The sequence below is a fragment of the Mesorhizobium sp. M2C.T.Ca.TU.002.02.1.1 genome (assembly GCF_003997225.1).
In genome coordinates, this window is sequence record NZ_RZTO01000051.1 from 1 (window position 1) to 14521 (window position 14521).

Annotated in this window: 17 protein-coding genes and 1 tRNA gene; 13 read left to right on the forward strand and 5 right to left on the reverse strand. The window is 64.0% G+C overall.

Annotated elements, in window-relative coordinates; translation table 11 throughout:
- Positions 1-57: 57 nt before the first annotated feature.
- Genes EOD07_RS04700 through EOD07_RS04730 form a run of 7 tightly spaced genes read left to right on the forward strand, consistent with a single transcriptional unit; the run spans position 58 to position 6357 of the window.
- Positions 58-1329 (forward strand): extracellular solute-binding protein, encoded by a 1272-nt coding sequence (locus EOD07_RS04700; protein ID WP_127234155.1) that lies wholly within the window; start codon positions 58-60, stop codon positions 1327-1329.
- Positions 1330-1385: 56 nt separating this feature from the next.
- Positions 1386-2318 (forward strand): sugar ABC transporter permease, encoded by a 933-nt coding sequence (locus EOD07_RS04705; RefSeq protein WP_127234156.1) that lies wholly within the window; start codon positions 1386-1388, stop codon positions 2316-2318.
- Positions 2315-3172 carry a carbohydrate ABC transporter permease gene (locus tag EOD07_RS04710; RefSeq protein ID WP_127234157.1) on the forward strand — a complete coding sequence of 286 codons (858 nt, stop codon included), beginning with the start codon at positions 2315-2317 and terminating at the stop codon, positions 3170-3172. The genes EOD07_RS04705 and EOD07_RS04710 overlap by 4 nt, the downstream gene beginning before the upstream one ends.
- Positions 3169-3909: a PIG-L family deacetylase gene (locus tag EOD07_RS04715; RefSeq protein ID WP_127234158.1), complete on the forward strand. Its 741-nt coding sequence runs from the start codon at positions 3169-3171 to the stop codon at positions 3907-3909. The genes EOD07_RS04710 and EOD07_RS04715 overlap by 4 nt, the downstream gene beginning before the upstream one ends.
- The gene (locus EOD07_RS04720) at positions 3906-4778 is read left to right on the forward strand and encodes an ROK family protein (RefSeq protein ID WP_127234159.1); all 873 of its coding nucleotides are present in this window, start codon (positions 3906-3908) and stop codon (positions 4776-4778) included. The genes EOD07_RS04715 and EOD07_RS04720 overlap by 4 nt, the downstream gene beginning before the upstream one ends.
- Positions 4775-5542, forward strand: a complete 768-nt coding sequence (locus EOD07_RS04725; protein ID WP_071032795.1) for a GntR family transcriptional regulator — start codon at positions 4775-4777, stop codon at positions 5540-5542. Before EOD07_RS04720 ends, EOD07_RS04725 begins: the two co-directional genes overlap by 4 nt.
- A 23-nt stretch (positions 5543-5565) precedes the next feature.
- Positions 5566-6357: an SIS domain-containing protein gene (locus EOD07_RS04730; protein WP_127234160.1), complete on the forward strand. Its 792-nt coding sequence runs from the start codon at positions 5566-5568 to the stop codon at positions 6355-6357.
- 43 nt (positions 6358-6400) lie between these two features.
- On the opposite strand, the gene EOD07_RS38385 is transcribed toward EOD07_RS04730, so the two are convergent.
- On the reverse strand, positions 6401-6787 hold the full coding sequence (locus EOD07_RS38385; protein WP_245469845.1) for a hypothetical protein: 387 nt from the start codon (positions 6785-6787) through the stop codon (positions 6401-6403).
- Between the two features lie 95 nt (positions 6788-6882).
- On the opposite strand from EOD07_RS38385, the gene EOD07_RS04740 reads away from it, so the two are divergent.
- A complete protein-coding gene (locus EOD07_RS04740) occupies positions 6883-7317 on the forward strand; it encodes a hypothetical protein (RefSeq protein WP_127234161.1) in 435 nt (144 codons plus the stop codon).
- Between the two features lie 191 nt (positions 7318-7508).
- Here EOD07_RS04740 and EOD07_RS04745 read toward each other — a convergent pair whose 3' ends face one another.
- The 3 genes from EOD07_RS04745 to EOD07_RS04755 all read right to left on the reverse strand — a co-directional run bounded on the left by EOD07_RS04745 (position 7509) and on the right by EOD07_RS04755 (position 9969).
- The gene (locus EOD07_RS04745) at positions 7509-8699 is read right to left on the reverse strand and encodes an NADH-quinone oxidoreductase subunit D (RefSeq protein WP_071070611.1); all 1191 of its coding nucleotides are present in this window, start codon (positions 8697-8699) and stop codon (positions 7509-7511) included.
- A gap of 180 nt (positions 8700-8879) precedes the next feature.
- Complete coding sequence (locus tag EOD07_RS04750; RefSeq protein ID WP_127234162.1) at positions 8880-9275, reverse strand: hypothetical protein; 396 nt, start codon at positions 9273-9275, stop codon at positions 8880-8882.
- 82 nt (positions 9276-9357) lie between these two features.
- Entirely contained in the window at positions 9358-9969 is a 612-nt protein-coding gene (locus EOD07_RS04755) for an alpha-ketoglutarate-dependent dioxygenase AlkB (RefSeq protein WP_127234163.1), read from the reverse strand.
- Between the two features lie 103 nt (positions 9970-10072).
- Between EOD07_RS04755 and EOD07_RS04760 the strand changes: the two genes are divergently transcribed.
- A complete protein-coding gene (locus EOD07_RS04760) occupies positions 10073-10288 on the forward strand; it encodes a KTSC domain-containing protein (protein ID WP_073988262.1) in 216 nt (71 codons plus the stop codon).
- A gap of 72 nt (positions 10289-10360) precedes the next feature.
- On the opposite strand, the gene EOD07_RS04765 is transcribed toward EOD07_RS04760, so the two are convergent.
- A tRNA-Ser gene (locus tag EOD07_RS04765) sits at positions 10361-10450 on the reverse strand.
- Between the two features lie 493 nt (positions 10451-10943).
- Here EOD07_RS04765 and EOD07_RS04770 point away from each other — a divergent pair.
- From EOD07_RS04770 to EOD07_RS04785, 4 genes are all read left to right on the forward strand, one after another.
- Complete coding sequence (locus tag EOD07_RS04770; protein ID WP_127234164.1) at positions 10944-11684, forward strand: metallophosphoesterase family protein; 741 nt, start codon at positions 10944-10946, stop codon at positions 11682-11684.
- A 119-nt stretch (positions 11685-11803) separates the two neighbouring features.
- Positions 11804-13216 (forward strand): bifunctional serine/threonine-protein kinase/universal stress protein, encoded by a 1413-nt coding sequence (locus EOD07_RS04775; RefSeq protein ID WP_127234165.1) that lies wholly within the window; start codon positions 11804-11806, stop codon positions 13214-13216.
- 103 nt (positions 13217-13319) lie between these two features.
- Positions 13320-14015, forward strand: coding sequence for a hypothetical protein (locus EOD07_RS04780; RefSeq protein ID WP_127234166.1), 696 nt, complete (start codon positions 13320-13322; stop codon positions 14013-14015).
- A gap of 184 nt (positions 14016-14199) precedes the next feature.
- Positions 14200-14521, forward strand: a 322-nt coding sequence (locus tag EOD07_RS04785) for a hypothetical protein (RefSeq protein ID WP_127234167.1), incomplete at its 3' end; no start/stop codon positions are given.

Genomic DNA, 14521 nt, shown 5'->3' on the forward strand with positions numbered 1-14521 from the left:
CGCCTCCGGGCTGCTTGCCTTTCGAGCCGCAAAACCAAAACAATGGGAGAACTGGTAATGAGCATGCTTTCCATCCACCGGCGCGCCGCGCTCGGCCTGATCGGCGGCGTTGCCGCAGCTTGCGCCGGGGCCATTACGACGCTGCCGGCCCGCGCCGACTCGACGGTGACGCTGTGGAGCTGGCGCACCGAGGACGAGGCCGCGATGCATCGCATCTTCGAGGCCTTCGAGAAGAAGAACCCCGATATCAAGGTCGATATCCAGTTCACGCCCGACGCCGACTACCAGAACCGCCTGAGCACAGCGCTGCGCGGCGGCCGCGGACCCGATATCGCGCAGCTCAAGGCCTATGGCGAATTGCAGCCTTTCATCGAAGGCGGCTATCTCGACGCGCTCGACGACAGCGTAACCGAACTGAAGAACATGCCGGATGCGGCCCTTGGCGGCGCGCGCGGCCGCGCCGACGGCAAGCTCTACGGCGTGCCCTATTCCGTGCCGATGATGGGCGTCTTCTACAACGAGGACATTTTTTCCGCGCAAGGCATCGAAGTCCCGAAGACCTACAAGGACTTCGTCGCCGCCTGCGAGAAGCTCAAGGCGGCGGGCATCACGCCGATCGCCAATGGCGGCGCCAACGGCTCGGCCTGGGAGCTGGAGATCGGCGTCGGCGTCATCGGGCCGACGCTCTATGGCCCGGGCTTCTATGACGAGATGATGAGCGGCAAGGCGACTTTCGAGGATCCGCGTTATGTCGCGGCGCTGAAGCGCTTCGCCGAGCTGAAGCCTTACTACTCCGACGGTTTCGCGGGCATCGACTACACCACCGCGACGCAGCAGTTCATCGGCGGCAAGGCGGCGATGTTCTTCGGCGGCTCGTTCGAGAACGGCAGCTTCAAGTCGCAGAACCCGAAGCTGAAATTCTCGATCTTCCCGTTCCCGGCCGACGATGCCTCGACCAAGCTCTACACCTCGGCTTTTTCGGACGGCTCCTACGGTCTGGTTTCGGAGAGCCAGAACAAGGAAGCGGCGACCAAGGTGCTGAACTACATGGCCTCGGCCGAATTCGCGCAGGCCTTCGCCGACGAGCTCGGCTGGCCGCCGGCCCGCACCGACGTCACGGTGAAAGATCCGGTTCTGTCCAAGATGATGGAGATGGCGAAGAACTCGACGCCGTATCTGACGCTGGTCGGCTTCCGCTGGCAGACGCCGACGGCATCCTCGGTGCTGCAATCCGAGATCATCGACATGGTCGAAGGCAATGTCGCGCCGGAGAAGCTGGCGGCGGACATGCAGGCCGCCGTCGCCACCTGGTTCAAACCAAAGCAGTAGGGGCATTGCGCCGGCCGTGACGCGATCGGCGCGCCTTCTCGATAAACACAGAGCGCATGTTCAAGCCCAGCCGCACGACCAGCCTCCAGCGCACGCAGCAGCGCATGGCGGTGCTGTTCATCCTGCCGGCCTTGGCCGTCTACGGGCTGTTCGTGCTCTATCCGCTGCTCATGTCGCTCTGGGGCAGCTTCTTCACCTGGAAGGGGCTGCGCATGCAGGAGTTCGCGGGGCTCGCGAACTTTTCGCGGCTGTTCGTCTTTCCGAGCGGCGCGCGGCTCTATGGGGCGCTTTGGCACAACATCGCGTGGTTCTTCGGCATCATGGTGCTGCAGAACGGACTCGGCCTGTTGTTCGCCTGGCTGCTTTTCCTGCGTGGCAGGGGCGCCGCCTTCTTCCAGTCGGTGTTCTTCTTCCCGGCGGTGCTCAGCCCTGTCATCGTCGGCGCGCTGTGGCGCCTGCTGCTCGCGCCCGGCGGCATCGTCGAATGGGCGTTGAACGGCCTTGGCCTGCATCAGGGCAGCCTGACCGTGCTCGGCAACAGCCATACCGCGCTCGGCATGCTGATCGCCGTCGATGCCTGGAACTGGATGGGCCTGCCGGTGCTGATCTACACGGCGGGCCTGCGGCAAATCTCGCCGCAGGTGTTCGAGGCGGCGAAGCTCGATGGCGCCGGCAACGCCCGCATGCTCTATGCGATAGCGCTGCCGCTCTTGATGCCGGCGCTCGGCACGCTGACGACGCTTTCGTTCATCAACACCTTCAACCAGTTCGACATCGTCTATGTGATGCAGGGCGTGCAGGGCAATCCGAGCTACGCCACCGACACGCTGGTGACCTATTTCTATCGTCTCGCCTTCGGCGCGGAAGGCGCGGTCGGCATCACCGACATCGGGCTGGCGCTGGCGCTCGGCACGATGCTGTTCCTGATCCTCAGCATCGGCACGCTGTTGATGCTGCGCTTCTTCGACAAGCGGACGGTCGAGCTATGAGCGCGCCTTCGCCTCAGCAAACATTGGCTATTCCTCAACGACTGGTGCGGCTGCCTGGCTGGACCATATTACTGATCTGGACATTGGCGGTGCTGCTGCCGCTCTACATCCTCATCGTTTCCTGCTTCAAGACCACGGCCGAGATCTACGACAACCGGCTCGGCCTGCCGCAGAGCTGGGCGCTCGACAATTTCGTGCGCGCCTGGACGCGGGCTGATCTCGGCCACAACTTCATCAACAGCCTGATCGTCACCGGCGGCGCGGTGCTCCTCACCATCGTCGTCTCGGCCATGGCCGCCTATCCGCTCAGCCGCTACAGGCTCGGCTGGAACGGCATCATGCTTGGCCTCTTCCTGTCCGGCATCATGCTGCCGATCAGGCTAGCCTCGGTCGAGTTGTTCACGCTGATGCGCAGCCTCGGCCTGCTTGATTCGCTCACCGGGCTGATCCTCGTCTATTCGGCGATCCGCATTCCCTTCGCCGTCTTCATCTTCGCCAATTTCATGCGCGTGCTGCCCTCCGAGCTCGACGAGGCGGCGCGCATGGACGGCGCCGGCGAGACGCGCATCCTGTTCCAGATCGTGCTGCCGATGGTGAAGCCGGCGGTATCGATCGTCGCCATCTTCACGGCGATCGCGGTGTGGAACGATTTCTTCTTCCCGCTGATCTTCATCTTCGACGACCGCTACAAGACCGTGCCGCTGGCCATCAGCGTGTTCGTCGGACAGTTCCGCACCGATTGGGGCCTGGTGTTCGCTTCGCTGGCCATCTCCATGGCGCCGATCCTGATCATGTATTGTTTGCTGGCGCGCCAGATTCGCGAGGGCGTCGGCGCCGGGGGAGGCATGAAATGATCGAGGACAAGGTCTATGCCGCACGCTCGATCCTGGTCGTCGGGGCGCATGCCTTCGACGCCGAGGTCATCGCCGGGCCGCTGGCGGCGGCCGCCGCCAGGAATGGAACCCAGGTCACCTTCCTGCATCTGTCGATGGGCGAGCAGGGCCATCCCTGCCTGATCCCGGAGCACTATTCGGCGCAGAAGGAGGACGAGGCGGCGAAGGCTGCCGCGCGGCTCGGTGTTTCGATGCGCAACATGAAGCTGCGCGACGCCTTCCTGCCCAATGACAACGCGACCGCCTTGCAGGTCTGCGACGTCATCCGCGAGGTGCGGCCGGAGGTTGTCATCACGCACTGGCACGGCAGCTGGCACAAGGACCATCGCGCGGCGGCGCAGCTCACGCAGACCAGCATTTTCTTCTCGGCTCTGCCAACGCTGAAGCGTGCCCATCCCGCGCATACGCCGCAGCTTCTGCTTTTCGGTGAGAACTGGGAGGACGACGAAGGTTTCCGCGCCGAGCATCTCGTCGATGTCAGCGCCGGCTTCGACGCCTGGCAGGAGGCGGTGATGGAGTATGAGCTGGCGCGGGGCCTGAGCAGCTTTCCCTATGTCGACTATTACAGCGCACTCTACCGGTTGCGCGGCTGCCTGCGCGGCACGCGCCATGCGCAGGCCTTCGCGGCGGCCTCGCATTCCTGGAATGCCGGCAGCGGCCTGTTCGCGCCGCCCGCCGATCGGAGCAGCGAGACATGACACGGATTCTCGCCATCGATCTCGGCGGCACCAATCTGCGCGCCGCCGTCCATAGGGGCGATATCGGCGCTCTTGCGCCGCAGGTCAGCGAGCCGGCGCCGGCAGGCCTCGACGCTTTCGTCGCGCGCGTTCGCGCGCTTGCGGCCGCGGGCGAAGCCAAAGCGCTTGGGCTTGCGGTGCCCGGCCTGACTGAAGGGTCGGTCTGCCGTTGGATCCCGAACCTGCCCTGGCTCGATGGCGTCGATATCGCCGCGCTGTTCCGGGATATGAACGTGGCGGTCGGCAACGACGCGCAGATCGCGCTTCTCGCGGAAGCGGCCGAGGGCGCGGCCAAGGACGCATCCGATGCGATCCTGCTGGCCATCGGCACAGGCATCGGCTCGGCGGTGCTGGCCAACGGTCGCATCGTCGCCGGCGCGCATGGCGGCGCCTGCTCCTTCGGCTGGGCCAGCGCCGACATCAAGGACCACGGCGAGGAGCGCAGCGGCTGGCTGGAACGTGTCGCCTCCGGTCGTGCGCTGGACGCCCTTGCCGCGCAGATCGGACTGGCCGACAGCCGCCAGCTGATCGCAGCCGCCAAGGCAGGCCAGCTTGCCGCTCGGGACCTGCTCGAGGTGCCGGCGCGCCAGCTCGGCACGGCGCTCGCCGGCGCCGTGGGGTTGCTCGATCCGGGCGTCATCCTCGTCTCGGGCGGCCTTGCCGATGCGCTGGATGTGATCGCACCGCCATTGCTTGCGGCGCTGCGACGTCAATTGCCGCCGCATCTGCGCGGCATTGAACTCAAGCCTGGATTGTTCGGCTCCCGCGCCGGCCTGGTGGGTGCCGCGCTTGCCGGGCAGGCGGGAAGCGGGTGGAGGCAGATCCGATGAGCGAAGCGAGCTTTCAGCAGCCGGACCGCAGGCGGCCCGAACCGCTCTGGTACCAGGTCGAGGAGGCGATCCGCGCCATCGTCAAGAGCGGCGAGTGGGCAACCGGCGACCAGATCCCGGCCGAGGACCGGCTCTGCGCCTTGTTCGGCGTCAGCCGCATCACGCTGCGCCACGCGCTGCGCAACCTGGAGGAAAGCGGCCTGCTCAGGCGCGAGCACGGAAGGGGCACGTTCGTGCGGTCCGCCACGCTGGTCGCCGGCACGCGCGAGCTCACCTCCTTCACCCAGGAAATGGGCAATATCGGCGTGGTCGCCGGCTCGCGCCTGCTCGATTGCAGCCTGACGACGGCCAATGCGGCGGCGGCCGGCGCGCTGGAGATCGAGGAGGGCGATCCTATCGTGCGGATCCGGCGACTGAGGCTGGGCAACAACGAGCCGATCGGCATCCAGACGGCGCAGCTTTCGGCCGCGCGCGTGCCGGGCTTCCTCGACGCCGGCCTGCTCAAGGGCTCGCTCTATGAGGCGCTGGAGCGGCAATACGGCATCGTGCCGGTCGAGGCGCGCGAGAACTACCGCGTCGGCGCCGTCAGTGTCGCCGACGCCGAGCTGCTCGACCTGCCCGCGGGCAGTCCCGCCTTCGTCGTCGAGCGCATCACCATCGACGAGCGCGGCCCGTTCGAATTCACCGTCTCCGTCATGCGCGGCGACCGCTACGAGATACGCTCGACGCTGCGCGCCGGCCGTCTCCCGAACACCAGAAGCTGACACGATCAAACAGGAGTACCGAAGTGTCCGATCTTTACATCCCCCGTCTCGTCGCCCTCATCGAACAGGCATCGAAGTCCAATTCGGAAGCCTTCGGCGAGGCGGCAAGCCGGTTCGCCGACACGCTGCAAAATGGCGGGCTGGTCCATCTCTACGGCTCGGGCCATTCGGTGCTGCCGGCGCAGGAGATGTTCCCGCGCTATGGCAGCTTCGTCGGCTTCAATCCGCTGACCGACCCGCGCGTGATGTGGCACAACGTGCTCGGCGCCGGCGGCGTGCGCGAGCTCTTGTGGCTGGAGCGGACCGAGAAATACGCCGAGAAGTTCCTCGACCACCAGCCGCTGAACAAGGGCGATTCCATCATCATCTTCGGCCATAGCGGCCGCAATTCGTCGGGCATCGACACTGCGCTCTATGCCAAGAAGCGCGGCATCTTCGTCGTCGCGGTGACCAGCAAGAACAATCTCGACAAGCCGGCCACGCATTCCTCCGGCAAAAGGCTGGCGGACGCCGCCGACCTCGTCATCGACACCTGCTCGCCGATCGAGGACGCGGTGGTGCCGATCGAAGGCTGGAGCCGCCCGGTGGCGGGGTCCTCGACGGTGCTGGCGATGATCATGGCGCACGAGCTGCTCGCGCGCACCGCGGAGCAATTGTCGAAGCGCGGCATCGAATTGCCGGTCTTCGCCTCGCCGACCATCGCGGGCGTGACGCTGCACGACACCGACGTCATCTACGGCGTCTACCGCGAGCGCATGATCGAGGCGCAGAAGAAGCACCTGCCCGCCTTCCAGGCGACGATGCGCGGGGAATGATGGTGGCTCGGGAGGCGCATTCGGCGCGCCTCCCGCAAGGCCGTCAGCGCCGGCGCCGCCCGGTTGCGGAATGCTTGGGCGGCGCGTCATTCTCGTCGGGATTGGGGATCGGCTCCTCGTCGGGCAATCGGTCGGGATCCGGCTCGCGCATCGGCTTCGGCTCCGGGATCGGCGGCGGCGTGGGCACCGGGGTGGGGGATGGGTCCGGATTGGGGAGAATGGCCATCGCGTTTTCCTTCCGCTCTGCGCCCGACAAGCTTTGCTGCGATCCAAAACCCGGAATCTGCTGCCCGCCCTGAAACGATGGTGCGATCGCCGCCGCATTCAGACGCTTCGTCGGGAGCGCGCGGCAGCGCAAGCTGGCAGAACGGCCACGCCCGCCGATGGTTCCCACACGATCGCGCCGCGCGACGACGGCAATGGCGATCAAATGATTCCGCGCGCCTGTTTCGGCTCTTGCCGGCGACTGGCCGTGCCTTAGTTCCGTTGTGGGCGGGTGATCATCTGTCGATACAGGAGACGGCCGTGAAGCACCAAACCCTTGACCAAATCAACGCCGTTGCCGACGTTCATGCCGAAGCACCGGCTCTCATCGCCAATCGCGGCCAGCGCCTCGAGCGCTGGGCGCAACTTCTCGAAGAAAGCCCCGGCCGCCGACTCACGGCGCTGACGGGTACCGAATACGCTTCGCCCGACGTGCGTCAAAGAATGCGCACGGACGGATCGGCGATCACGGTCGCTTTCGAGGATCCGATCTTTCGCGCGCAAGGCTTGCGGGATGACACCTATGGTGAAGCCAGGCGCTTCTTCGAGATGAGCGACTGGCAACTGCATGAGGTTGTCTGCCATTGCCATGTCGGCGCCAACATGCCGGCCCGCTGGGCGGCATCGCGCGTGCGCGCGGCGATCTCTCCGGGCGCGGGTATTCTTGCCTGGTTGAGAGCGGTGTTCATGCATTAGCGACGGCCGCGATGCATGCAATCGCGACCGATCAGACCTTGATGGGAGCGGTGGAGTCCTGACCGGTTCTCCGCGCTCCCTCTTTAGAGTGGTTCAGCAGAGTGGTTCAGCGTTTCACGCAGAGCCGCCCAAGCCTCTAGTCTGGCGCGATTCCCGACGGAAAACCGCTGCGCGCTTTTCCTGGAATTGCTCTAGCGGTCTATCTCGCCGAAGACGATGTCGAGCGAGCCGATGATCGCCGCGACATCCGCCACCATATGCCCGCGCGAGAGGAAATCCATCGCCTGGAGATGGGCGAAGGAGGGTGCGCGTATCTTGCAGCGATAGGGAACGTTGCTGCCGTCCGAGACCAGATAGACGCCGAACTCGCCCTTCGGCGCTTCGACCGCCGCATAGACTTCGCCGGGGGGCACGCGGTGGCCTTCGGTATAGAGCTTGAAATGCTGGATCGTCGCTTCCATCGAGCGCTTCATGGTGGCGCGCGGCGGCGGTGTGATCTTCTGGTTCGGCACGGCGACCGGACCCCGGCCATCGGCCGAGCGCAGCTTTTCCAGGCATTGCCGCATGATGCGCACCGACTGGCGCATCTCTTCCATGCGCACCAGATAGCGATCGTAGCAGTCGCCGTGCTTGCCGATGGGGATGTCGAAATCCATCTCCGGATAGCATTCGTAGGGCTGAGCCTTGCGCAGGTCCCAGGCGGCGCCCGAGCCGCGCACCATGGGGCCGGAGAAACCCAGGCCCCAGGCGTCATCGAGCGAGATCACGCCGACATCGACATTGCGCTGCTTGAAGATACGGTTTTCGGTCAAAAGTTCATCGAGATCGCCCAATGCCTTCAGGAACGGATCGCAGAAATCCCAGATGTCGTCGAGCAGATCCTCCGGCAGGTCCTGATGCACACCGCCGACGCGGAAATAATTCGCGTGCATGCGGGCGCCGGATGCGCGTTCATAGAAAACCATCAGCTTCTCGCGCTCGATGAAACCCCAGAGCGGCGGCGTCAGCGCGCCGATGTCCATGGCCTGCGTGGTGACGTTGAGAAGGTGCGACAAGAGCCGGCCGATCTCGCAAAACAGCACGCGGATCAATTGGCCACGCCGCGGAACGGACAGTTCGAGCAGCCTTTCGGCGGCGAGGCAGAAGGCATGCTCCTGATTCATAGGCGCGACATAATCGAGCCGGTCGAAATAGGGCAGGGCCTGCAGGTAGTTCTTGTATTCGATGAGCTTCTCGGTGCCGCGATGCAGCAAGCCGATATGCGGATCGGCGCGGTCGACGATCTCGCCATCCAGTTCCAGCACCAGCCTGAGCACGCCATGCGCCGAAGGGTGTTGCGGCCCGAAGTTGAGCGTGAAGTTGCGGACTGCGGCTTCGGTCATGACGGCCTCCGCAAGAGTGAGGATCGAATGCGAACCGCGGTCGTCAGCCGCCGTTCGGCCGGGTCATGCCCCTAAAGCGCGTCGCGATCTTTCAGATTCGCTCCCTGCGCTTTAGGTTCTTGATTCTACGCATGTCTTTGTCTCGAAGCTGGTTCCCACTTTCGGGAGACATGCTTTAGGTCAGGCCGTCGTCTGAATGATCAGCGTCAGCGTGCCGTCACCGTCGATGTTGGCGGCGACGACCTGCGAGGAGTTCAGCCCGTTCGCATGCAGGACCGACGTCGCCTCGGGCGAGGCGTCGACCGAGCTTTGCAGCTTGGCCAGTTCCTTGGCGGTCGTCCTGGTGACTATGGCTTCGGCCTGCGCCTTCACTTCCGAAGGCAGGTCCTCCATCGCCACCACGACGATATTGGTGACATTCTGGGCGGCATCGTCCTGGCCGGGCTGGGGCTGGCCGGGGATGGGCTCCTGGGCAGGAGGCAGGGCTTGCGGGGGCTGCGGATCGGCGCGTTGAGCGGAAGCCGGCTGCGCCAATGCCATTGCCGACAGCGTCAGGACCATCGTCAACATACGCATCGTCTTTCCTTTCGATCTCGAAATCTGACGACACAACCCCGGGGCCCGGCGATGGTTCCCCGATGGTCGCCGGTGCGACTGCCTAAAGAGCCCGCATTGTCCGGAACGTCACCGAATAGCGATGGCGTTCGACAGGCGGGATGGAGTGCTCCCACTCGTTCCGCGCCGGCCCGGCCATGAGATAGATGGATCTGGGCTCGACTTCGATCGTTTCACGGTCCCATGCCGCGCCGTTCTTGCGGCGCAGCCGGAAGCTGCAGGGCGCCAGCAGCGAAACGCCGGCGACGAGCTCGAAATGCGGCTTGTCCCGGTGCCAGCCTATGCCGGCGCCCGGACGATACTCATTGATCAGCACTTGCGCGAAATCGGCGGCGGGAACGCCTGCGAATTCGGCCACCTTGGCACGAAGCGGCAGCAGGAAGTCCGGGATGGGCGGCGCTTCGAGCACCTGGCGGCGCTCATAGTCATAGCGCAGACCGAAACCGACGACCTGCCTGTTGGCAAGATGGCCGTGAAAATCGAACGGCTTGAAATCCAGGCCCTGGATGCGACGGAGCAGTTCGTGCTCCTCGTCGTGGGCAATCAGGTCCGGCTGATAGGAGAAGCCTTCGGGTGCGGGCGGCGGGCTTGCAGGCGCGTCGAAGAGGTCGCCCTGGAAAGCGCGCGCCGCGGTCCGGTTTCTGGCTGTCGGCATGAGGCTCAGATAGGCAATCGGAACATCTGTGCAAGGCCCATCCCCGTATGGCGGAACTTGGCGGGGCGCGCCGGATTAAGAGTTGGAAGCAAGGTGCCGAGACATGCCTTCCTCCGCGATCCAGAACATTCGCTACGATCGGTCCAGGCGGATCCTTTCTGTATGGTTCGTCCCAAGCGGCGACCGCTACGACTACGAGGGTGTCGGGCCCGAGACTTATTCGGCTTTCAAGGCGGCGTCCTCAAAAGGGCGATTCTTCAACGAATTCGTGCGCGATCGTTTCAGATATCACCTGGTCGAGCATGGAGGTGGTCATTGAGCCAGTGCGGAAAAGGGATGTTGACCGGCAGCCGCCGCGACCTGCTAAGCGCTTCATCCTATTGGAAAAATATGGCGGAGAGAGCGGGATTCGAACCCGCGTTACGGTTTCCCGTAAACACACTTTCCAGGCGTGCGCCTTCAACCACTCGGCCACCTCTCCGTCCTTGACATCTCGCGCCGGCCGGTTTCGCCGCGCGGGTTGGGGAGATGCTCCCACGGGAAGTCCTCAACGGATATCTGGTCTGCCTTCAACCGGCGGGCAACCCTTCCCTGCGCCGATAGCCGTCTAGGCAACAGGCGCGGGGCTCATCTAGTCGATCCGAAAGCGAATGCCAAGCCATAATGGCATTGCAAAGGCTTTTGGCCGCGGATGCTCCCGAAGGCCGCTTCAGCGACGGCGTGCTGCTCGTTCGTTTGATATGCGCGGGCTGACCCGCAAGACCCGTTCGCGCCTAAAGCGCTTCGCGATCTTTCAGGTTCGCTCCATGCGCTTTAGGTTTTTGATTTTACGCATGTCAATGTCGTGGAAGTCGACAAGCTAACCGCGTTGGCAGGGGATGATCCGCCATAGGCTCGCGAATGGGTGTTGAGCCGGATCAAATTCCTTGCAGCCGTCGCCTTGCTATGTTGCGCGCTTCCCGGGACAAGGTTGAATGCGCATCGCGATCCTGTCTGACATCCATGCCAACCGTGAGGCGTTCGACGCTGTCCTCGAGGTCGTTCGGAAGCAGGCACCGGACCAGCTGGTTCTGCTTGGCGATCTGGTCGGCTACGGGCCCGATCCTGTCTATGTGGTCGAGAAGGCCGCCGATCTGGTGGATGGCGGCGCATTCTGCATCAAGGGCAACCACGATGAAGCGGCGGCGTCGGGTCCGACCGGCATGACAGAGAACGCGCGGATCGCCATCGAGTGGACCCGCAAACGGCTCGCCCGGGCACATCTCGATTTTCTTGCGCAGCTGCCGCTCTCCTTACGATCCGGGGACCTGCTCTATGTTCACGCCAGCGCGGAACGGCCGGAAAAATGGCTGTACATACGCGACGTCGACGCGGCAAAACGCTGCCTGTCCTCAAGCGATGCCCGCTTCATCTTCTGTGGCCATACCCACATTCCAGCCATTTATTACGCTTTGCCAGGCAGCCGGCCGGTTCATTTTCGGCCACTGGACAATGTGGCGGCGCCTTTGTCCGAGCTCAGGCGGCATCTTGTCGTCGTGGGAGCGGTCGGCCAGCCGCGTGACGGCAACCCGGCCGCCTGCTTCGCGCTCCTCGATACGGAACGGCGCGAGGTGACGATGCTGCGCGTTCCTTACGATCATGAAGGAACCGCCCGCAAGATCCAGGCGTCAGATCTGCCCGGGTGGCTTGGCATGCGCTTGAAGATCGGCCGCTAGAGCATGATCCCGAAAAGTGGGAACCGGTTTTCGGAAAAGATCATGCTCCAACAAAGGGTTAGAGCAGGATGACGATTCAACGAAACGTCATCCTGCTCTAGTCAACCTGGAGGCGATGGATGGAGAAGTTCGAGGCAGGGGCAAGCATCGATGGTTTCGAGCTCATCGAACGGCTTCGATCCGGCGGCATGGCGACGCTCTGGCGCGCGAGAAATCCGAAATTCGATTTCCCGCTGCTGCTGAAGATACCGTTTCTCGACCCGGGCGGAGACGTTTCCGTCATTCTCGGCTTCGAAGCCGAGGAACTGATCCTCAAACGCCTTTCGGGCCCGCATGTGCCACGCTTCGCGGCATCCGGAAGCCTGGCAAAGGTTCCGTATATTGCCATGGAGTTCGTTGCCGGTGTCGGTCTGGCGGAGCTTGCCAACCGCGCGCCACAGCCACCGGAAGAGGTGGCAAGGATCGGCGCAGAAATTGCGAAGGCGCTGGCTGCCTTGCACCGCCAGAAGGTCGCCCACCTCGATCTCAAGCCTGAAAACATCATTCTGGCGGAGCGCGGCGCCGTGCTCTTGGACTTCGGCCTCGCCCGCCATGCAGAGCTTCCGGACCTTCTTGGCGAAGAGAGTTCCGTGCCGATGGGTTCGGCAGCCTATATGTCGCCGGAACAGGTGCTGGGCGAGAGGTCCGATCCCGCAAGCGATATATTCGCGCTCGGCTGCATCCTCTATCAGCTCGCCACCGGCGAGGAGCCATTCGGGCGTCCGGCCACCCTCGCAGGAATGAAGCGCAGACTCTATCATGAGCCCAAGCCGCCGCGAGACATCGACAAGGCCATACCGAGGTGGCTGGAGGCCGTCATTCTGCAATGCATGGAAGTCGACAGATCCAGGCGGTATGGCGAAGCGGCGCATGTTCTCTCGGATCTCAGAAACCCCGATCAGGTTGTGGTCGCCAAGAAAAGCGCGCCATCGAACGAACGGGCCTGGGGCGCAATCAGGAACCTATTCCACAGGACGGATGAGAAGTCGCTGGTGGGCAAGGCGGCCGGCTCCGCGGCGCGTGCCGGACCGCCGATCGTTTTGGCTGCGGTCGACCTTGCCAACGGAAGCGATGCGCTGGCCGGCGAGGTTCTCAACGAAACCGCGCGTGTCCTCGCGGCACGTCAGGATTCCTGGCTGGCCTGCGTGACGGTGTTGAAGACCGAGATTGTCGGTAACACACCGGATGTCGATGGATCAGGGCGCCTGGTCTATCTGCAGCGGCTGGTCGCGCTGAAGGACTGGGCGCGTCCGCTGCATTTGCCGGAGGACCGTATAAGCTATCACGTGCTGGAGGCTGTCAGTCCGGCCGACGCGATCCTCAACTACGCCGAGCACAATGATGTCGGGCACATCGTTGTCGGCGCCCGATCCTCTTCGGCAATTCGCCGCCACCTCGGCAGCGTCTCGACCAAGGTCGTGGCGCGAGCCCTTTGCTCGGTGTCGGTCGTGCGATTGAAAGCGGTCGAGGAGGAAAAGCGGCTGCGGCCGTGAGGCGGTTGCGCCCTGCAAGGCCATCCGAGCTTGACTTCGGCCTTGCCTGCCTGTCGACTGCTTCCGGAATTGCATTGGGCTTTGCGAGGGGCATCGTCCTGACATGGCATCGATCGACCAGCAACCCGCGGGGCGGCCGGACAGCGGGCTTTCCTTCATCCCGGTGGCGTGGCTCGTCATCGTCATGGGCCTGTCGGCCTACGGCCTGATTGCGAACTGGCGGCTGATCGGCGACTTCAGCCTGCCGGAAAATGCGTTCTTTCTCGTTTATGGTGGCCTGACCGGCGGCGTGATCACCATCCTATGGGGATTGTACCTGCTTGGGCTTGCCTTCAACCGCTCGGCCCGCTTTCCGCGCCATTACACGATCTGGCAGGTCGCCATAATCATCTGGCTCATCCTGCGCCAGGCCTATGTGTCCTACGCCTTCGTCTTCTCGGTAGAGGCGCTGGGCTTCACCGTGGCCGAGATCGCCATTGGCCTGCTCTGTATCTACCTCCTGCGGAATGGCGCCGGCTCCGAAACCGTCTATGCCAATCCGGAGACCGAGCGTCCGCCCGTCTTCGTCTCGATCCTTGCCGCGCTGCTCGGCATCATCCTTGGCGGCGTGATCGGCGCATTCGGCGGGTTCTTCGCCGGTTCGCTGATCGCGGACCTGACGCATATGAGCTGCTTCGAGGGCGCCTGCGGATTTTTCGCGGCTTTCGTCGGCCTGGGCGGCCTGATCGTCGGCGCGGTCGCCGGCGGCATTTTCGCCATCTGGCGGGTGAACCGGCGCAGGCCGGCGCCGGCTCGTTAGTGCGTTTCACCGTTTCATGAAAACGGTGAAACACACTAACTCTTTGTTTTTGCGCAATTCTGGACGGAGAACCGCTCACACTTTTCCTAGAATTGCTCTAATTCCACGGACCGCGATTGCGCGGGAACCTCGCACGCTCTATGTCGATTGCGGGGTAGACGGAGCGTTCCCGGGGAGAGCGTCGATGTTGCGTTTCATCTTTCGGCTGGCGGCCATGGTTGCGCTGTCGATCTCCGTCATCATGGCGGTGATCGACACGACACGCTCGGTCGCCGCGTCCTCGCTGGTGATGACGCCGCTCAACGCAAGCTGGCTGGCGGTCTCGCCGGATACCCGCGCGGCCTTCGAGACTTTCGTGCGCGCCAAGGCAAGCCCGCTGGTCTGGGACGGCGCCGCCGCCTGGGTGCTCGCGCAACCCGGTTTCGCGGTGTTCGCGGTGCTTGCCTTCCTGCTCTACGCCATCGGCTACCGGCGCAAGCGCCGCGGCGCGGAATTCGCGCCAACTC